The sequence below is a fragment of the Paenibacillus sp. PAMC 26794 genome, assembly GCF_000316035.1.
GTDB lineage: Bacteria > Bacillota > Bacilli > Paenibacillales > Paenibacillaceae > Paenibacillus.
On record NZ_ANHX01000007.1, the window covers coordinates 116,596 to 137,047 of the forward strand.

Genomic DNA, 20,452 nt, shown 5'->3' on the forward strand with positions numbered 1-20,452 from the left:
AAATGTTGACTTTAATTACGCACTCCCCCTATAATGAAAAGAGTGGGTTAAGTTGCAGTGTGCAGTGATTTCCTAGGGGGAGGGAGAAAATGGAAGCACGGATTGATAAAATTAAGCAGCAACTACAGTCCCAAGGATATAAATTAACGCCCCAGCGGGAAGCCACCTTAAGAGTACTTCTTGAGAATGAAGAAGATCATCTGAGCGCAGAAGACGTATTCATGCTCGTTAAAGAAAAGGCTCCCGAAATCGGTCTGGCAACCGTGTACCGTACCCTCGAACTGCTGAGTGAGCTGCATGTTGTAGAGAAAATCAACTTCGGCGACGGTGTAGCGCGTTATGATCTGCGCGGAGATACATCCAAGCATCACCATCATCACTTAATCTGTGTTCAATGCGGAAGTATGGATGAAATACGTGAAGACTGGCTTGGACCGCTTGAAGAGCGTTTGGAGCGGGAATTCAACTTTTCGGTAGTAGATCACCGACTGGACTTTCATGGAATTTGTTATCGTTGCAAAGCTAAAAATGAAGAGAAACCCAAAGATGAAGAATAACATAGCATATCTTCAAGCTCTCACCGGCGGTTTTGACGGGAGAGCTTTTTTGGCACCGGACATGATCTGGAGTTTCTCCCGAATGGCATAAACCTGTGTTTATGGACATACCCTGATTCAAGGACAATACCGGATTCGAATCAGGAGGGGACGCGCCCATGATTATATCAGTGCGGAGAGGGCTCCGTTTTATTCGATTTATTATATTTTTTGCCGCATTAGTTTATCTGTTCTATCATGTTCTGGATCTGTTCAATGGCTGGATCTCACCTGTGGATCAGTATCAGATGCCAACTGGCAATGCAATCAAAGTATTTCAGGAAACGGATTGGCCGGGTAATGGGGAAGGACGTCCTACGATGGCAGAGCGTCTCCGTCTGTTCTATTGGTACGGGGAGTAGCTTCGAACAGCCAGGGATGCAAATACGGGAGCAGTCTGCCAATGCGGTAGATCTGTCAGTTGAGGAGCGTTGTACATGAAACAGACGATACACGCCTATGCCTTATACTTGGAAGATGATAAAGGGATGTCGAGCAGCACACTTGAATCATATCTCCGAGACGTGGACAAGTTCATTGAATTTGCAGATAAGGAATATGGCATACGCGAAGCCAATCAGGTCAGACGCACTCATGTCGTCCTGTTTGCAGGTCAGCTCAAACAGGCAGGACGTGCCAATGCAACCATTGCCCGCAGCATCGTATCTCTGCGCTCCTACTTTCATTTTTTGATGCGGCGGGGTGATATTATACAGGACCCTACGTTTGATGTGGAAGCTCCCAAGGCGGACAAGACGCCACCACAGGTGTTAAGTATCCAGGAGATCGAACAACTGCTGACAGCGCCTGATACTCGTTCACCGCAGGGTGTGAGAGATCGAGCGATGCTTGAACTGTTATATGCTACAGGCATTAGGGTCTCGGAACTGATTGCCCTTGACATTCGGGATGTACAGCCAGGCATGCGTTTTATACGATGCGGTGGGGCGGGCAAGGAACGCATCCTTCCCATCGGTGCACCAGCAGCACATTGGGCAAGTGTATATGTGGAGGAATTCCGCAACAAGTTGCTCAAAACCGATTCGGACGAGCAGGCACTATTCGTGAATGTATCTGGTAGACGTTTAACCCGGCAGGGCTTCTGGAAGCTGCTCAAAAAAGCGGCGGTGGATGCAGGAATCTCGGAAGAAATTACGCCGCATACGCTGCGTCATTCCTTTGCAGCACACCTGATTGCCAACGGGGCGGATACACGTGCGGTTCAAGACATGCTGGGTCACGTGGAGCAGCCTGGACAACAATATGGCAATCATGGTCGCAAAACCATGAAAGAAATCTATGAAACCCATCATCCGAGGGCAAGATAGATTTTGACGCATGGCATTCACAAATAAATGCGGAACATTGGGCCGATTTAGGATAAAATAAATTGAATACATCCAAACGCCGTTATACATAAGACGGATCGTTTCAACTCAAGGAGGAACATACATCGCATGACAGCATTAAACCAACAAATGATTTCGGAAGCAGCATCTTATATTCAAAGCAAAAGCTCCATCAAGCCGGAAGTCGGTTTGATTTTGGGTTCAGGTCTTGGCGTACTGGCAGAACTGATTGAAGATGGCGTAAGTATCGCTTATCAGGATATTCCGCATTTTCCAGTGTCCACAGTAGAAGGACATGAAGGTGAACTATTGGTCGGAACCATCAAAGGTCGTCCAGTCGTGATGATGAAAGGCCGTTTCCACATGTACGAAGGATATGGTCCGGAATTGACAGCTTTCCCAGTACGGGTTATGAAAGAACTGGGTGTAAGTAGCCTTCTTGTAACCAATGCTGCGGGTGGTGTGAATACGTCGTATGAAGCTGGAGACTTGATGCTGATCTCTGATCACTTAAATCTCACAGGCAAAAATCCACTGATCGGACCAAATGACGCTGCACTGGGCGTGCGTTTCCCGGATCTGTCCGAAGCATATAGCCGCCGTTTGCGCGCACTGGCGAAGGATACGGCTGCATCACAAGGTTTTAACGTACGTGAAGGGGTATACGCAGGTATGCTCGGTCCGAACTACGAGACACCGGCAGAGATCAGAATGCTGCGTACATTGGGCTCAGACGCAGTGGGCATGTCCACTGTATCTGAAGTAATCGTGGCACGCCATGCAGGCCTGGAAGTGCTCGGTATTTCCTGTATCAGCAACATGGCTGCCGGAATTCTGGACCAGCCGCTGTCACATGATGAGGTTATGGAGACGACGGAACGTGTGCGTGAGTCGTTCCTGGCGCTGGTAGTGGCAGTTATTCCACAAATGTAAGCAAGATTTGAGTAGAGAAGGTTACCTCTTTGGATGAGAAATCATCGGGGGGTAACCTTTTTTGTTGTGTTGAATGTACGGTTACTCATTCGTTGAGTGCAGTGCGTTTTTTTTGCTTTGACCACATTTTCAATAAAAGTTCGGGAAATCATGCTTTACATGGAATAATTTACTGGAAACGGGCCGACAATGATTAGCAGTACATGCATGGAACATGCAGTAAGCAAGTCATTTGAGGAGGTAACCTTGTGAAGAAAAGAATAATGGCATCGTTCATGACCCTATGTATCCTGCTGTCCCTTATGGCATCAACAGCATTGGCTGAAGAAACACCGAAGGCAGCGGGAGGAACTGATCTGGCCCCGTCGGCGCGCTCTGCGATCTTGATGGATGCAGACACGGGAACGGTTATTTATGAGAAAAACAGTCATGATCAACTGCCTCCGGCGAGCATTACAAAGATTATGACCATGCTGCTTACGATCGAAGCGATCGACTCAGGCAAGCTGAAGCTGACGGACAAAGTAAGAACGAGCGAATACGCAGCTTCCATGGGCGGTTCGCAGATCTTCCTGGAGCCTGGGGAAGAAATGACGGTCGACGATATGTTAAAAGGGATCGCGATGGCTTCGGGCAATGATGCCTCGGTAGCTATGGCTGAGAAGATCGCTGGCTCGGAAGAAGCCTTTGTACAGCTGATGAATGAGCGTGCGAAGGAGCTTGGCATGAAGGATACTCATTTTGCCAACTGTAACGGCCTCCCGGTCGATAATCATTATTCTTCCGCCCATGACATTGCCGTCATGAGCCGTGAACTACTGAAGCATTCCGGGATTACGAAGTACACCGGTGCATATCAGGATTACCTTCGCAAAGATACGGAAAAGCCATTCTGGCTGGTGAACACGAACAAGCTGGTTCGTTTTTATCAAGGGGCAGACGGTTTGAAAACAGGTTACACATCCGAAGCGAAATTCTGCTTGTCCGCAACAGCGTCCAAAGATGGACTGCGTGTCGTTTCCGTGGTACTCGGTGAACCGAATACCAAAACACGGAACAGTGAGGTGTCTTCGATGTTTGACTATGCCTTTAGCCAATATACGATGAAGGCTCTCTACAAGGCAGGGGATCTGCTGGGCAGTCTGAAGATCGAAAAAGGTGAAGTTGCCGAATTGCCTCTGAATGCCACGCAAAATTATAGTGTGCTGATGCGCAAAGGAGCCAAATCCAATGACATCCGGCATGAATTGCTGGTCGCCAAAGAATTGAAAGCTCCGATCAAAGCCGGGCAAAGTATTGGTAAACTTGTGGTGTACCAGGGCAATGACGTGATTAAGGAGTTCGACATTCAGGCTCCGCAGGATGTGAATAAGGCTGGCTGGTGGAAGCTGTTTAAGCGGACAACGTCCAACCTGTTTGACTAAACGGCGATTTCTGCGAGTTGCACGTATCCTTCGAACATATTTTGTAGTTAAATAGGGGTTTTCTTCTAGTTTTGTCGGGGGGCAGGAAAAGCTTTCGGAAGCGTAGAAATCCTTGTTCTAAGACAGGGAGGAGAGTGAGCAAACGTGAACTTGCATGTGGAAATGGAACACCATCGCGGGATTCTGATTGTACGATTATCCGGGGAGCTGGATCACCATACAGCTGACATGGTACGGATGCAAATGGATGAAGCCATCCAGCGGAGACAAAGCGAGCATCTCGTACTCAGCCTGAAAGATCTGCAATTTATGGACAGTTCAGGTCTGGGTGTCATTTTGGGAAGATACAAGCTCATTAAGAATAAAGGTGGCAAGATGGTGGTCTGTGACGTCAATTCGCCAGTGTACCGTTTGCTGGAAATGTCGGGTCTGTTCAAGATTATGCCGATATACGAAAATGAGGGAACTGCTCTCTCAGGTCTGGAGGTCGTCTCATGAATGAAAGAACAGGGACAAATTTCATGAATCTGCAATTCGCGGCCAAGTCAGAGAATGAGTCGTTTGCACGGGTAACCGTTGCTGCGTTTATCTCCCAGCTTGATCCAACGATGGACGAGCTCAGTGACCTGAAAACGGTCATTTCGGAAGCCGTGACCAACAGCATCATCCACGGATACAACAACAACTCCGAAGGTGTGGTGTCCATCCAGGCCGAGATTAGGGAAGACATGATCACGATTATCGTGGAAGACCGCGGTGAAGGAATCGAAGATCTTGAACTGGCCAAGCAGCCGCTATATACGTCCAAACCCGAACTTGAGCGGTCGGGCATGGGCTTCACCATTATGGAAAACTTTATGGATGAATTCGAAGTCAGCAGTGAGCCCGGCAGAGGCACCTCCATCAAGATGAAAAAAAGGATTGAATCCAAGAAAGCATTGTATAATTAGGGGTTGGTGTTCTTATGGATGCTGAAGTGAAACGATCTTCACAGACCTATTTGGACGATGCCGAGGTCAAGCGGCTGATTGCGCTCAGTCAGTCGGGTGACCATGTCTCACGGGATACGCTGGTGAACTGCAACATCAGACTCGTCTGGTCCGTCGTACAGCGTTTTATGAACAGGGGATATGATCCGGAAGATCTGTTCCAGATTGGTTGTATCGGTCTGCTCAAGTCAGTAGACAAATTCGATCTCAGTTATGACGTGAAGTTCTCAACCTACGCGGTACCGATGATCATTGGAGAAATCCAGCGATTCCTGCGGGATGACGGTACCCTGAAGGTCAGTCGTTCACTGAAAGAGATGGCGAATAAAGTCCGCAAAAAAAGGGACGAACTGTCCAAACATCTGGATCGTTTACCAACGATTAAGGAAGTTGCCGCAGAGCTGGGGGTAACCCCGGAGGAAGTCGTATTTGCCCAGGAAGCGAACAAACCACCGACCTCCATCCATGAGACGGTATTTGAGAATGACGGTGATCCCATTACGTTAATGGATCAGATTGCCGACGAGTCTCAGGAACGTTGGTTTGACAAGCTGGCCCTGAACGAAGCCATCGGTGGTCTCAGCGAGCGGGAGCGGTTAATCGTTTATCTTAGGTATTACCGGGATCAGACCCAGTCCGAGGTTGCCAGCAGGCTGGGAATATCTCAGGTACAGGTATCACGTCTGGAGAAAAAAATACTGCAATCCATCCGCGACCAGATCGCGCAGTGATTTCATGGGTTGCACCAACAATATTGGCGCATATACACCAATATACGACAACTAACAACCTTCTATCGCGCATTATGGCGAGGGAGGTTATTTGTTGTTTAGGTCATGTAGTTGAAGTATTTTCAAGGAAAATAAAAGTTTTAATGATGGCTCAAAACCATAATTAGTGGTTGACTATGAGCTGATTTTTCATCGAATCTTTGAAAGGCCGTTACTACCAGTCTAGTAATCTAGAACATTGATCTATCTTCAGTGTCAACCACTAATCTTTTAGAAGAGCTTAATGATAACTTATATTTTAACAGTTAAGGAATATTTATGAGTATATAAATTGTCAAATTCAAGTGTTACAGTTCATTTGTGAAAGATTCGTCAGAGGATATCCGGTTCAAGTCTATTCGTGGTCTTGATAAATTAAATAGGGTGAATGGGCGAGATTTCATCCTGTACTTGAGTGGGAACCCGTATCCTTGGTTGAAATTCTGGTAGTAACCCGTTCCCATTTTGCTCAAACCGCGTTGCAAGGTAGAATGCGATCGGCAAAATAGACTTACAGACGATGGGGGTGTCTGCGTTTGTATAACCAGAAAACTCCTTTCCTCTGTCAGCCCTAGCTGTAAGTAAGGTGTCTTTAAATTAATGTGAAATGGCTGTATGAGTACAATTTCTATGGATAATGGGGTGCGATCTGGCATGATAATGGCATGTATGGACGGGGCTTTTGTTCAAAGCATCTTTTACTTTTCGATGACCAGACACGACGGTATCTAGTTCCCAGTGTTTCACGAGAACAAACTTCTTTCGCAATTTGAAATCGTTTGGCCGATAGTCAATTACTAGGTGTATCTGCGGATTTTTGACGTTTACCTTTTTTGCTGGAACACCTGTAATATGTACTCAGCGAACCGTCATTGTAGATCCGATGTAGATGGTCTATTTTGAAAGAGATCGTGGCAGGCTATAAGCTCGGAAGCGTTCGCTAATTTGTTCAGTGGACCTCGTCACCTAAAGCTTCTCTCAAAATGAGCAACCAACATACCGGACGATTTTCCAAGTGAGACGGAGGCTTTACGACATTCCTAATAAGCGCTCTAGACTTGTTCTATCTGATAGGATTGTGTCCCAGCAATTCACGACAAATAGTTGATGGTTACCTTTCTAGTTCTTTTGCAATAGGGCGTGAACGTTGACATGCTGATAGAGGAATTCTAGCCTACTACGTTCAATTATGCTAAAATATGTGTACCCATGCTGGATTCCCCTTGTATGAATGAGATATGTGAGCACTTTCATTCTACATGAGTCAGACAATGGGCTCTTTTTATTTATTTCCAGTAGATGTCGAGCTTCATATTATAATCTGTCCTGTGAAAAAAATTCTTAATCTTGAAATTTCGGCAAAGCATTAATCGTAAGAGATATAAAAAAACTGATGGGAGATATTTATGATTAACAATTGGATGCTTAGCAGACCTAATCGCAAACTAATTCCGATTATTGATACACTTTCTGTATTTTCTCTTCTGACACTAGGGGAATCTTGGACTTCGGATGTTCAAAGACAGCTAAACTTTGAACTGGAACTGGAGAGAGCTGGACTTAAGCGATCTGGATCACGTAGGGATCAAAGAGCAGGTGGAGCTCGTACCTATGAAAGTTGGTTGAATTCTCTCGGTTTAATTTACAAAGAAAATGGCTCTGGGATCCTACGTCTAACAATGTCTGGAGAGGCACTACTGGATGGTGAACCGCCAGTTCCCATTATGACGAATCAATTGCTGAAGTATCAATATCCATCTCCTTACTCTACACGACAACGAGTGAATGTCCATGCTAGGTTTAAGATTAGACCGTTTCGCTTCATACTAAAATTGTTATTAGACTCAAGGATTGGAACATTATCTAAACAAGAACTTGCAAGAGTGGTAATTACAGAAGCAGAGAATGAGTCAGATAAATGCTATGAGTATATTGTATCTAAAGTATTGGCTTTCAGGAACCATGGCAATGCAATTTTACCATCAGAATTTGCAAACATGTATCCGAGCAGTACAACAGGGGTTCAAACATTGGAACAAACCTTGAAGCGACTCGAAGATAATGCAAATACCTTGATCAATTATCTCGATTACACACAGCTTATAGTACGAGATACTCCAAGTTCGCCAATATATATTCCTGAAGATCAATTGCCTAGTGTTGTTACTCTTCTTAGTGAAGATAGAGGGCTAATAAAGGATCATGAGAATGAAGAGGTTTTCCAAAGAAGATTTGGTCTTCCACCTGGGAAAATGAGGGATAATCGTTCATTTGGAAGTCAATCATTTAATACTGCAATGTACGTTCAAAGGCTAGTAAGGAATCAGATGTTGTATATCGCAGGTACAAGGCCTGTTTCAGCTATTACTCCAGACATTATCCGTGAAATATCACTAGCAACGGGACTTACAGTGAGTGCTGTTGAGAGTGGATTATCAGGCTGGTCAGCAGACACACTTGGAATTTTTGAGGCTAGCTATGTTGATATGGCCTTCAGTAGTAGAGAAAAAGCGCTTGATTTCGAGCTTGCAACCGTAGATTTGTTTAAGCAACTTGGATTTTCAACACGGCACGTTGGAGCGTCACCAAGACATCCGGATGTCTTGATAGAGTCACCCCTTTGTTATTCTGGTATAATAGATAACAAAGCTTATTCAGCTTATTCCATATCGAATGATCATCGTAATCGTATGGAACAAAACTATATACCAACCTATCAAAGTTCTCATGGTGATTTAGCTTTCTTTATGTATATAGCAGGAGGATTTATTAATACAATTGATAATCAAATTGCTAGAATTGCCATGACAAGTGGAGTTGCAGGAAGTGCTATTAAAGCCTCGGATATGATTAAGATTCTCCAAAAGCATCAGAATAGTGTCATTGACCACAATCTCCTGAAGGCTTTATTTAGAGCCAACAGACGTATCACAATACAGGATATTCATTCTCTGTAAAACCAGCTTTTTTCAACAATCCAAGCATATCCAAATTTTGATGCTGCTTTTACGATAATTCTGTAGTAGAATAGAACTAATGTTCGTTTTTTTGTATTTTGTAAGAATGGAGTTGATATTATGATCTTCAATAAAGGAGAGTTGTTCAGCGGCCCGGGTGGGTTATCACTGGGGGCACAATCAGCTGAAGTAATTAGTCCAACAGGTGAGCTCTTCAGAGTGCAACATAGATGGGCGAATGATTATGATCCTGCTGCGTGTGAGACATTCAGGCACAATATTTGTCCTGATAATCCCGAATCAGTTATTGAAGGGGATGTCAGAGCACTAGACATTGAATCCTTGCCGCCGATCGATGCTTTTTCGTTTGGCTTTCCTTGTAATGATTACAGTAATGTCGGAGAGAAGAAGGGATTTAATGGAGATTTTGGACCATTGTACACTTATGGAGTTAAAGTGCTGAATATTCACAGACCGCTCTGGTTCATTGCTGAAAATGTTGGAGGTCTTGAAAGTGCGAACGAAGGCGAAGCCTTCATTAAGATACTATCTGACTTGGAGCAGGCTGGTTATAACATTACACCTCATTTATACAAGTTTCACGAATATGGCGTTCCCCAAGCAAGACAGAGAATTATAATTGTTGGCATCAGAAAAGATTTAGGGCTTCAATTTAGAGTGCCTAAACCTACACATGGACCTGGAAACTATAGAACTTCTAAACATGCTCTTGAAGATCCTCCAATCCCAGCCAATGCTACAAATCAAGAATATACTAATCATCAAAGTAAAGTCATTGAGATGCTAACGCATATTCCACCAGGAGAAAATGCTTGGTATGACGGATTACCTGAACATCTGAGATTGAACGTTAAGAAGACTAAAATTAGTCAAATTTACAAACGACTACATCCAGATAAACCTGCCTATACAGTAACAGGTAGCGGCGGTGGTGGGACACATATGTATCATTATGCAGTTCCAAGAGCTTTAACAAACAGAGAACGGGCTAGATTACAAACTTTCCCTGACAAGTATGAATTTTTAGGTGGGAAAGAAGCAGTTAGGAAACAGATCGGGATGGCTGTTCCGCCAATGGGCGCAAAAGTAATAGTTGAAGCTATTTTGAAGACATTTGCTAGGGTTCCTTATAATTCTATAGAGGCGAAATGGACATTCGACAACACAAAAGAAGAGATAACCTTGGTAAAGAACAGAGTTAGGGAAGAATCAATAGGATATGTTGTAAAGTAATCAGGTGGGCGGGATTAATTCCGCCCTTTTGCTTTATGTTAAATGCACTGCACCTTCTCAATTTGATGTTCCCAAACCCTAAGGACAAAGAAACTAATCTTGATGTCACTAAATGTAACAGAGCACAGACTAATTTGTCATGTATGTAATACGACAAAATTCTAAATGCATTTGGAGGAAAAACAAACTCCATGTCGAATTAAATTTATGGATACATTTAGGACTGAGATTTAATTTTTTTTTAGACACAAATATTGGAGGGAATTATATGCCAGTAGCAGGAGACCGATTTAAGGTGACATTAAAAGCAGCGCATCTTCGTTGGGGAACTCTTGGGAATTCAAGGAAGTCTAATAAAAGAAGTAAATACGAAGCATATGTTCAAATCCCACTCTCACAGGCTAGAGTGTGCACTATTTCCACTGGTACCATATTTAACGGAACAACTAGTGATGGATTTTTTTCTACACAAGTTAGAGCATCTGGTTCAGCTGGAGATAATTTAGAGTTTGCAAAGCAATTCCAAGGTAGTGGAAACTTAAAGTTATTTGGATATTGGTTCCAACATATTAACGCGAAACCTGGTGACATAATTCAGGTTGATTTCATAACACCAAAAGACGTGTTATTCACAAAGCTGTAATGTAGAATGATAACATATCTTATCATGTGACTGACTAAGAGTAGTCTTATCGTCGTCTGAAACCAAATGTTGTAGAAGATATTTTTTTTGCGGTTCACGATGAAGTATCCATACCTAGTGTTAATTGGGAGCAGTAAAACTGATTTCATTCAGATGTAGCACCTGCATCTAACGAAGAGTCGCCAAAATTCTACCTAATATCTGCATGAACTATATCCAGACATGCCGACATCTAATGATCTGGGTGTGTAGCAAGCAAAATAAATAGATTGGCTGAAGCAAGTCGAAATTATTAAAAAAGAAAAATCTTCATACGATATACAAGCGTTTGCGTCCAACGGGTTGACCTGGAAATACTAGGTCACCTGTTTTTTTTGTTTTTGATATGCATAGAAAATCACTTCATAATTCATGGAATTTTGCTTCAGCGAAGCCAAGACCCAACTTTTAATTCCCTTCCTGCCTACTCCTCCAGCATATTTATTTCAAACGTTTGGAAACGGGAGGACAGTAGGTAGCGGAGGGATGGAATCGGTCAAAAGGAGCGAAGCGTTCGCCTTTAGCACCGGATTTCCTCCTTGAAAAGGAGAGTTCAAGAAATCCGGGGATAACAGCGACCAATGACCGATCCATCCCGCAGCGTCCCCACCACCTCACGATCTTTTCCAACCCGTTTGTAATAAATTTGCACATTCTTCAAATACTAACCTAAATTACGCAGTAAAGGAGTGCTTTGGATGTCCCAGACACCCACTCCAATGGTCTATATTCGTCTGCGCAGCCGTATTCGCATCCAGAGGGGCAGAGCAGTCAAGCTTGGAGACATTGCACATGTACTGACCTCTTCAGAAGACCAAGAGGGCAGGCTATTGGAGCTTGAACTGCTAAGCCCTGGACCAGAGGATGGCAATCTGATCCTCATTGATATATTGCAGATTATTCCCCAAATTCGGCACATCTTGCCGGAGGTAAGTGTGGAACTGATAGGATCAGGCCATACGTTGGTTGAAGTCATTGCGGGAAATGGTCAACCTTCCAAGTCTCTGTTCATATTGGTTTGGCTGCTGCTGTTCTTCGGATCGGCCTTAACCATTATGAATTTTCATGCCGATGTGAACATGCAGGAAGTACAGATTCGTATTGTGGAGATGCTTACTGGGCATCGGGACGAACATCCCTATCTGTTCCAAGTGGCGTATTCCATTGGCATTGGATTCGGAATGGCAGTATTTTTTAATCATTTGTTCAAGAAAAAGTGGAATGAGGAACCTACCCCGCTGGAAGTAGAGATGTTCCTATACCAGCAAAATGTAGATAAATATGTGGTGATTGAAGAAAGTGAACGGATGCACGAGCAGGAACGCAGGGAGATGAATGCGGATGAGCGTTCTTAATGGAGCAATCAGCATTGTATTGGGTATTGCAGGGGGAATTGCCGTAGGGAGCGGCGTAATTGCGCTCATTCTGGTGCTCGATATGATTCCCAGGTTGGCTCAACTTACGCAATCGTATGACAAGACTCACTGGTACGAAGGGGCGCTAATAGGTGGTTCACTGCTCGGGACGGTGGCGGACTTCTGGCACTGGAAAATGCATGGGGTGCTGTTGCTCAGCCCGATTGTTGGTTTGTTCTGTGGCGTGTTCATCGGTCTGCTGGCCGCGGCGCTCACTGAGGTACTCAATGTACTGCCCGTATTAGCCAAACGATTGGGCATGAAACCTTATTTGTTTGGATTACTGCTCGCCATGATTTTGGGCAAAATGACAGGTTCCCTGTTTGATTTTTTTATATATCAGCGGTAACTCGTGGCCATAGGAGGATGGAAGATGGATGAACGAACGGAGCACACAGGCCAGGAAAATAGTGAAGGTATAACGGAAGAGATGTTACACAAGTCTGCTTATGAGATTCAGAAGGAAGAAGAGGAGAAGGCGTACAATAAGAAAAAACAAAATGAGATGTCCGACAGCATTGAGGAATCCGTACAATATTGGCAGGAAAACGATGATATCTCCCCACGCATGAGTGAGAATAGATATACACTGCAACAGGTACTGGGGCTTGGAGAATCGTTCGACGTGAATATGAGGGAAATGGTTCTGGGTGGCAAGCATGTTGGATTGCTGATGATCACGGGCTTCGCCAAGGATGAGATTTTGCTTGAAGTGTTGAAAAGACTGACCTATCTCACGCCGGATGACGTATCCGGACACGCGCTCAAATCCTATTTCGAATGTTATATTCCCCATATTCAGGTGGAAAAAGTCGAGAAGATGAGTGCGGTCATCAACAAGGTTCTTACCGGGATGAGTGCAATGTTCGTTGAAGGGGACCGCTCGGTCTTAATTATGGATACCCGGAGTTATCCGGTTCGTTCACCGGAAGAACCTTCATTGGAAAGGGTAGTTCGGGGTTCGAGAGACGGCTTTACCGAAACGCTCCTAACCAATGTAACCTTGGTCCGTCGCAGAATACGCGACCCTGGGCTGAAGTTTGAGATCATGCAGGTGGGGCGGAGAACCCAAACGGATGTCTGCGTGGTGTACATTGATGATATTGTGGATAAAGTGCAGGTGGATTCGGTCCGTGAAAAAATTCAGCGAGTGGATATCGATGGTATTCCCGCAGCCGACAAGCAGTTGGAGGAAGCGATTATCAACAAGGGTTGGAATCCGTTCCCACTCGTTCGATACTCCGAACGACCGGATGTTACAGCTTCTCATTTGCTGGAAGGGCGAGTTGTCATTTTCGTAGACACTTCCCCGAGTGTGATGATTCTGCCTACGACCTTCTTCGACCTGTGTGAACATGCGGAGGAGAACAGACAGACCGCCTTGATGGGAACGTATTTACGATGGGTACGTTTTGCAGGGATTCTCATATCGTTGTTTTTGCTACCACTATGGCTTCTGATGGTTATTGACCCTTCGATTAAACCGATGGGACTTGATTTCATTGGTCCGCAGGAAAATGTAAAGTTACCGCTGATTCTACAGTTTCTACTGATCGAACTGGGCGTCGATTTATTACGGATGGCAGCGGTTCATACGCCTACACCTCTGGCATCAGCTATGGGCTTAATCGCGGCCATTCTAGTCGGGGATATCGCGGTGAAAACAGGATACTTTGTCAATGAGGTTGTGCTCTATATGGCCATCGCAGCCATCGGTATGTTTGCCACGCCGAGTTACGAGTTGGGTCTCGCCAATAGGCTGGTCAGGCTGGTTCTGCTAGTCGCTGTTGCGATATTCAAGGTTCCGGGGTTGGTCGTGGGCTGTACATTACTCATATTGGCGCTCACCGTTCACCGGTCGTATAATTCTTCGTATCTCTGGCCTTTTATACCGTTTAATGCAAAGGCCTTGGGCAACTTTTTATTCCGGCTTCCGCTGCTGGAAAATAAAAAACGTCCATCATTCAATAAAACCCGTGACAACACCAAAATGTCCGATGATCCGGACGGGGAACTGCAAAAAAGTAAAAAACACAAATGATCTTCCGAAAAATCCATTCATCTCGCTGCCTAATTTGATATACTGGTGTAAAATCATTGGAATATCAATTGTTCCAGTATATAAAAAGTGAGGAATGCAGATTATGTATTTACATGGTACAAGTAAAATAAATGCGCAAGGACATCTGGAGATTGGCGGAGTTGATGCAACAGATCTGAAAGAACAATTTGGAACTCCCCTGTACGTTGTGGACGAGCAATTGGTTCGCGAGCGTTGCAGAGAATATATGGAAGCATTCCGTGCTTCCGGATTGGGCTTCCAAGTTGCATACGCAAGTAAAGCATTCTGTGTAATGGCGATGTGTGCCCTTGCAGCTGAAGAAGGACTTTCCCTGGATGTTGTATCTGATGGTGAACTGTTTACTGCACTGCAAGCAGGATTCCCGGCTGAGCGCATTCACTTCCACGGTAACAACAAAACGCTGGAAGAGATCGAAATGGCTCTTGATGCAGAGATTGGATGTTTTGTTGTTGATAACTTCAATGAATTGCATCTGTTGCAGGCTGTAGCAGCGGACAAAAATCGTAAAGTAAACATTTTGCTTCGTGTGACGCCTGGTGTTGAGGCACATACGCATGAATATATTTCCACTGGTCAGACGGATTCCAAATTTGGATTTGATATTGGCAATGGTACAGCATTTGAAGCGATTGACTTGGCTTCCAAGCAGTCTAACCTGGTATTGCTCGGTGTACATTCCCACATCGGGTCCCAGATCTTTGAAGTTGAGGGTTTCCAGATGGCTGTTCAACGTGTTGCTGAATTTGCAGCAAGTGTATATGAGCGTCTTAATGTTGCTTTCAAAGTGGTTAACCTTGGTGGTGGATTCGGAATCCGTTATATCGACGGAGATACGCCACTTGAAGTTGCGCAATACGTGAAGGCTATTACAGACGCAGTTAAAAATCATTTTGCCCAAATCGGCTATGCCGTACCTGAGATCTGGGTTGAACCAGGCCGCAGCATCGTGGGTGAAGCGGGAACAACGCTGTATACCGTTGGAACTAGCAAAGACATTCCAGGCGTGCGTAAATACGTTGCCGTTGATGGTGGTATGACCGATAACCCACGTCCTGCTTTGTATGAGTCCAAGTATGAAGCTGTGCTTGCCAACCGTGCGAATGAGGCTGCTCAGGAAACAGTATCTGTTGCTGGTAAATGCTGCGAGAGTGGCGATATGCTGATCTGGGATCTGGACTTGCCCAAAGTGGAAAGTGGCGATCTGCTCGCTGTAGCTTGTACAGGCGCGTATAACTACTCCATGGCAAGCAACTACAACCGGATTCGTCGTCCGGCTGTTGTATTTGTCAAAGACGGTCAAGGAGATGTCGTGGTACGCCGTGAGACGTATCAAGATATCATCCAGAATGACCTGGTACCAGCGCGCATTGGAAAACAGCCAGTAACTCGCTAATTCGTCAAAAGATAATGCGTTTCTGCATTATTCAAGATATAGGGATTTTGCAGATGAAAAGGGAACTTCCTTTTTCGTCTGTTTTTTGCGTATTTAAGCTAAATCATGAAAAAAGTTGCCGTTTTTTTTGCGATCCAGACATTTTCGGTGTACACTAAGAAAAGTGCTGTAATGCTTGGCCCAGGGTCATGCGTTCTGGCACCATTAACGATGGTCAATACGAAAGGAGTCATTTACATATGGCGAAACAAGCGAAAATTAAATTGGCAAACGGCGGAGAAGTTCTGATCGATCTGTTCGATCAAGAAGCTCCAAACACAGTAGCAAACTTTGAGAAACTGGCTAACTCCGGTTTCTACAATGGTCTTACATTCCACCGCGTTATTCCGGGCTTTGTAGCTCAAGGCGGATGCCCTAACGGTAGCGGTGCAGGTGGCCCAGGTTACACAATCAACTGTGAAATTAACCCGAACAAACATGAGCGCGGAACACTTGCTATGGCACATGCTGGCCGTAACACAGGTGGAAGCCAGTTCTACATCTGCTACCAACCACAACCACATTTGGATGGACAACATACTGTATTTGGTAAAGTAACTAAAGGTATGGAGTTCGTGGACGCTTTAGAAGGTAAAGACAAAATGGAAACTGTTGAAGTTGTAGAAGCTTAATACCTTCACCTTAACTGGATCCAAACATGAAGTGCTTCTTTTATAGAAGCACTTTTTTTATTTTTTACATACTTGAAATCGGTGATTAGAAAGGATGAATAAAACCTTGGATATGGTTACTCAGCTAAGCTTGTTAAAACAAATTTATAGTGAGCGCACGTTGTGGGATGAAGAATTGCAGGCATCGCGCCATGTCGTTCCGGATAGTCTATCCGTAAAGGATCGAGAAGCGCTTGAGGCAGCCGGGCATGAACCGAATCGCTTTGTACGTCCGCAACATGATGAAACGATTACTGAGCTGAAAAAAGTTGCGAATCAATGGACGATCAATGATGCAGCGCAGGCCTTTGTATCCTCTTTGTGGTCAGCACCCATGATCTGGCGTTCGTTGCTTACGGGCAAGCTTATTGCGAGCAGTATGCCAAGCCATGAACATACGCCATATCCATCTTCGAACACTTGTAAGATCTGCGGATTAAGTGTAGATCAAGCAACCGACACAACGCTACAATGGTATTGGCGGATGACCAATGGAACCCCGTTGGACGGTGATCCTTTTGGATATGTGTTGGCACTTCGAGAGCTGGCTACCGCGCAGGAGCTTCCAATACCCAATGAGTACGACCGCTGGACATTCCGTGCGGTGTTAACGGTGTTGCACGAATTACCTCCCAAAACACGTTACAGCAAGGCAGCAGTAGCGCTCAAGAAGGAACGTCTTTTGCCTACACAGAAGGAATATGCCTACCGTGATTTGCTTGAGACGTTAGCTCTGATTGGCATATTGGATACGCCGGAACATCCTGGAATGATCACGGGATTCACCTCTTACATGCAGCGTGACGCACGCCCCAATGTGCGGGTTGAAGTGCAGGCCCCTCTGGCGTGGTGGGACTCATCTGTCGGAATTAATGAGAACAACCTGAACAAGATATTTCATGATTTTGATCTGAGTAATATATCTCTTACGGATAAGCCTGATGAGAGTCCAGCTGTAAAGGACACGATATTAGGTGCATTGGAGAAAAAGAGAAGTGTTCGTGGAAAAGTACCAAAGGCATCTCCTGATGCAGGTACCGGGGAAGTACAGTCTGGAGATGTGTATGCTGTTCGGGTCCGAGAAGGTGTATGGGTGACGGTGTATTGTCATGAAGTCAGAGACAAGCGCGTCATCGTCGAATATCTGGATGGTGTCTTTCCAGAGATGCCGGGAAAAGCAGATTTGCATGGGACGTTTCGACCGAGAGCGAATGGACGCTGGAAATGCTCGGCTATTGCGATCGATTCCACAAGTTGGGTCAGAAGGGTGGCAAGAGAGTTCCCGCTTCCAGCTTCGCCCCTGCAAGAACCTGATCGCACTCCATTCCATAATGCCAAAGAATTAAAGCATATGGCGAGCTGGTGTTTTCCTGATATGTAGAATGATACGATGGATGTGAAATGTGTCCCCAAACCAAAACCGTGCCTCCTTGAGAGGAAGCGGTTTTTTGTTGTTTCTTAGCTTATTAAAAGTTAGCATGTGACAAAAAGGAACAAAAAACAATTGATTTTTTGGCATTAAAGTGCTAACATCCAAGTAATAACGAAAGCAATCCTTCAGGGCAGGGTGCAATTCCCTACCGGCGGTGATGCAGGAAGTGTAAGGACCTATGTGTCCAGCACTTGATGCAAAGTCCGTGACCTGTCTGCCATTGGCAGATGGCTGATCTGGTGTAATTCCAGAACCGACAGTATAGTCTGGATGGGAGAAGGAGAGGTGCAGACCTAACAGGTTTGCATTCAGCAGGAGTATTGCTGCACAGTCACGATTTGTGATGTCTTGCACTGTGCAGGGAAGATCCGGTTACGCCGGACAGTTCCATACATATGCCGCACTATAAAAGCTCTTTACCTGTGATTGATGTTCATTAAGGTATGTGTCTATTTTCACTTGCCCGAAATGAAGTTTTGGGCAAAGTGTTGGCGTGCTGTATCCATTTCACTCCTGCTGTTGACATTTGTCTCTCATCATCCCCATCGAACTGATTGTTCGACGGGGATTTTTTAATAAACAAGACTTTAAACCGCGGGGTGAACGGATTTGGAAATGATCAATGATGAATTTTATATGGCACTGGCATTGGATATGGCGGAACGAGCACAGGGACAGACGGGGATCAATCCGGTCGTTGGATGTGTAGTTGTGAAAGAAGGTCGTATTGTAGGCCTGGGGAGCCATCTGAAACGTGGAACCGGTCATGCAGAGGTGCATGCACTTAACATGGCAGGCAGTGATGCAGAAGGAAGCACGGTATACGTTACACTTGAGCCTTGTAGTCATTATGGCAAGACGCCACCTTGTAGTGAACGCCTGATTCATGAAAAGGTGAAACGTGTTGTGGTATGTTGTGAAGATCCAAATCCGCAAGTATCCGGCAGGGGCATAAGCATGCTTCGTCAACAAGGCATTGAAGTTGAAGTTGGCGTACTGCGTGAGCGTGGAAGACGCATGAATGAAAAATTCATTAAATTTATTACAACGGGTCTACCTTTTGTGACACTGAAGACGGCTACTACTTTGGATGGCAAAATTGCTACGCGCAGCGGAGACAGCAAGTGGATCTCTAACGAGCCCGCTCGTGAGATTGTGCATGCCCTTCGTCATCGTCACCAGGGAATCATGGTTGGCGTCGACACGGTGATTGCCGATAATCCGGAGCTTACAACCCGTTTGCAAGTCGAAGGCATTAGTCCAGTGCGCATTGTAGTTGATTCCAAGTTACGTCTTCCCGTAGGTGCCAAAATGGTTAAAGATGGTCTTGCTCCAACATGGGTGCTGACAACAGACGAAGCCAGTCCTGAAGTTGCTGAACGTTTGGAAGCTTACGGCGTCGAGATTATACGCTGTGGTCCTGGACCACGTGTGGATCTGTTAAGCGGACTTAGCAAGTTGGGTGAGCGTGATATAGGTTCGATTTTGCTTGAAGGTGGAGGCACCTTGAATGGAGCCATGCTGGAGGCACGGTTGGTTGATCGACTGCTCATGTTTATCGCTCCGAAGATTGTAGGCGGTTATGATACACCTGGAAGCTTCCGCTTCGAGGGTGTGGAACGTATGAATCAGGCGATTCAATTGAATCAGTTGGAGATCGAGCAAGTTGGAGATAATATCAGCATTGGCGGTATTCCGGTGTGGCCTGAATAAATAAATGGATTTTAAAGTAAAAAGTTAAGTTTTTTATAACTTGAAAAAGGGAGGCGGCAGCATGTTTACCGGTTTGGTGGAAGAAGTCGGTCAGATCCGGCGTATTGGTCGGAAAGGCGAAGCGATGGTCCTGAATATCGGAGCTTCCGCCATCATGGACGATCTGAAGATTGGTGATAGTGTAGCAGTAAACGGCGTGTGCTTAACTGCGACAACGCTCGAAGGTGGAGGGTTTACCGCTGATGTAATGCCTGAAACGTATCGCCATACCAATCTCAGTCAGCTGCAATCTGGAAGTAAAGTTAATCTGGAACGGGCCATGCAATCAGGCGGTCGTTTTGGCGGACATATCGTTCAGGGCCATGTCGATGGTACTGGCGTGATTGGCAGTATAACACGTGATCAGAATGCAATTGTGTTTGAGATCAAGCCTGATGATCACCAGTTGTTCAAATACCTGATCCCTAAAGGATCGGTTACATTGGATGGCATTAGCTTGACCGTTGTCCATACGTCGGATATCGCATTCACGGTTTCCATTATCCCGCATACCATTGGTGAGACTGTACTAAATGTGAAAAAGACAGGGGATACCATTAATATCGAATGCGATATTTTGGGGAAATATGTGGATCATCTGCTCCAGTATGGGAGAGGACATCAGGAGACGGGTGCTGGCAAGCCGCGCAGTATCAGTGAAGATTTTCTCTCCAATCACGGATTTGCATAAATAGAGAACAGAAATAAACTGG

19 protein-coding genes and 1 riboswitch are annotated in these 20,452 nt (G+C 45.1%); all 19 genes read left to right on the forward strand.

The annotated features are described in order from the left end of the window. Positions 1-89 precede the first annotated feature (89 nt). Positions 90-557 (forward strand): Fur family transcriptional regulator, encoded by a 468-nt coding sequence (locus D829_RS0104400; protein WP_017687630.1) that lies wholly within the window; start codon positions 90-92, stop codon positions 555-557. Positions 558-715: 158 nt separating this feature from the next. Beyond that, the gene (locus D829_RS0104410; protein ID WP_017687632.1) at positions 716-958 is read left to right on the forward strand and encodes a DUF4227 family protein; all 243 of its coding nucleotides are present in this window, start codon (positions 716-718) and stop codon (positions 956-958) included. A gap of 75 nt (positions 959-1,033) precedes the next feature. After that, positions 1,034-1,924 (forward strand): tyrosine recombinase, encoded by an 891-nt coding sequence (locus tag D829_RS0104415; RefSeq protein ID WP_017687633.1) that lies wholly within the window; start codon positions 1,034-1,036, stop codon positions 1,922-1,924. Between the two features lie 129 nt (positions 1,925-2,053). Then, the gene (locus D829_RS0104420; RefSeq protein ID WP_017687634.1) at positions 2,054-2,878 is read left to right on the forward strand and encodes a purine-nucleoside phosphorylase; all 825 of its coding nucleotides are present in this window, start codon (positions 2,054-2,056) and stop codon (positions 2,876-2,878) included. 302 nt (positions 2,879-3,180) lie between these two features. Then, a complete protein-coding gene (locus D829_RS0104425; protein ID WP_241230734.1) occupies positions 3,181-4,302 on the forward strand; it encodes a D-alanyl-D-alanine carboxypeptidase family protein in 1,122 nt (373 codons plus the stop codon). Positions 4,303-4,446: 144 nt separating this feature from the next. Then, positions 4,447-4,800: an anti-sigma F factor antagonist gene (gene spoIIAA / locus D829_RS0104430; RefSeq protein ID WP_017687636.1), complete on the forward strand. Its 354-nt coding sequence runs from the start codon at positions 4,447-4,449 to the stop codon at positions 4,798-4,800. Next, positions 4,797-5,252: an anti-sigma F factor gene (gene spoIIAB, locus D829_RS0104435; protein WP_017687637.1), complete on the forward strand. Its 456-nt coding sequence runs from the start codon at positions 4,797-4,799 to the stop codon at positions 5,250-5,252. Before spoIIAA ends, spoIIAB begins: the two co-directional genes overlap by 4 nt. Positions 5,253-5,266: 14 nt before the next feature. Continuing rightward, positions 5,267-6,022 (forward strand): RNA polymerase sporulation sigma factor SigF, encoded by a 756-nt coding sequence (sigF, locus tag D829_RS0104440; protein WP_017687638.1) that lies wholly within the window; start codon positions 5,267-5,269, stop codon positions 6,020-6,022. Positions 6,023-7,467: 1,445 nt separating this feature from the next. Next, the gene (locus tag D829_RS0104445; RefSeq protein WP_017687639.1) at positions 7,468-9,018 is read left to right on the forward strand and encodes an AlwI family type II restriction endonuclease; all 1,551 of its coding nucleotides are present in this window, start codon (positions 7,468-7,470) and stop codon (positions 9,016-9,018) included. 120 nt (positions 9,019-9,138) lie between these two features. Further along, positions 9,139-10,272 carry a DNA cytosine methyltransferase gene (locus D829_RS30390; protein WP_017687640.1) on the forward strand — a complete coding sequence of 378 codons (1,134 nt, stop codon included), beginning with the start codon at positions 9,139-9,141 and terminating at the stop codon, positions 10,270-10,272. A 268-nt stretch (positions 10,273-10,540) separates the two neighbouring features. Next, positions 10,541-10,915: a hypothetical protein gene (locus tag D829_RS0104455; RefSeq protein ID WP_017687641.1), complete on the forward strand. Its 375-nt coding sequence runs from the start codon at positions 10,541-10,543 to the stop codon at positions 10,913-10,915. A 737-nt stretch (positions 10,916-11,652) separates the two neighbouring features. Beyond that, positions 11,653-12,309, forward strand: coding sequence for a stage V sporulation protein AA (locus D829_RS0104460; protein WP_017687642.1), 657 nt, complete (start codon positions 11,653-11,655; stop codon positions 12,307-12,309). Further along, the gene (locus D829_RS0104465; RefSeq protein ID WP_026080996.1) at positions 12,290-12,718 is read left to right on the forward strand and encodes a stage V sporulation protein AB; all 429 of its coding nucleotides are present in this window, start codon (positions 12,290-12,292) and stop codon (positions 12,716-12,718) included. The genes D829_RS0104460 and D829_RS0104465 overlap by 20 nt, the downstream gene beginning before the upstream one ends. Before the next feature lie 24 nt (positions 12,719-12,742). Next, positions 12,743-14,410 (forward strand): spore germination protein, encoded by a 1,668-nt coding sequence (locus D829_RS0104470; protein WP_017687644.1) that lies wholly within the window; start codon positions 12,743-12,745, stop codon positions 14,408-14,410. Positions 14,411-14,513: 103 nt separating this feature from the next. Further along, positions 14,514-15,845, forward strand: coding sequence for a diaminopimelate decarboxylase (gene lysA / locus D829_RS0104475; protein WP_017687645.1), 1,332 nt, complete (start codon positions 14,514-14,516; stop codon positions 15,843-15,845). Between the two features lie 239 nt (positions 15,846-16,084). Then, positions 16,085-16,516 carry a peptidylprolyl isomerase gene (locus D829_RS0104480; RefSeq protein WP_017687646.1) on the forward strand — a complete coding sequence of 144 codons (432 nt, stop codon included), beginning with the start codon at positions 16,085-16,087 and terminating at the stop codon, positions 16,514-16,516. Between the two features lie 94 nt (positions 16,517-16,610). Then, positions 16,611-17,936: a hypothetical protein gene (locus tag D829_RS0104485; RefSeq protein WP_017687647.1), complete on the forward strand. Its 1,326-nt coding sequence runs from the start codon at positions 16,611-16,613 to the stop codon at positions 17,934-17,936. Positions 17,937-18,104: 168 nt separating this feature from the next. Then, positions 18,105-18,273: riboswitch (FMN riboswitch) on the forward strand. A 323-nt stretch (positions 18,274-18,596) separates the two neighbouring features. Continuing rightward, entirely contained in the window at positions 18,597-19,700 is a 1,104-nt protein-coding gene (ribD, locus tag D829_RS0104490) for a bifunctional diaminohydroxyphosphoribosylaminopyrimidine deaminase/5-amino-6-(5-phosphoribosylamino)uracil reductase RibD (protein ID WP_026080997.1), read from the forward strand. 61 nt (positions 19,701-19,761) lie between these two features. Then, entirely contained in the window at positions 19,762-20,430 is a 669-nt protein-coding gene (gene ribE / locus D829_RS0104495) for a riboflavin synthase (RefSeq protein WP_017687649.1), read from the forward strand. The last annotated feature ends 22 nt before the right edge of the window (positions 20,431-20,452 follow it).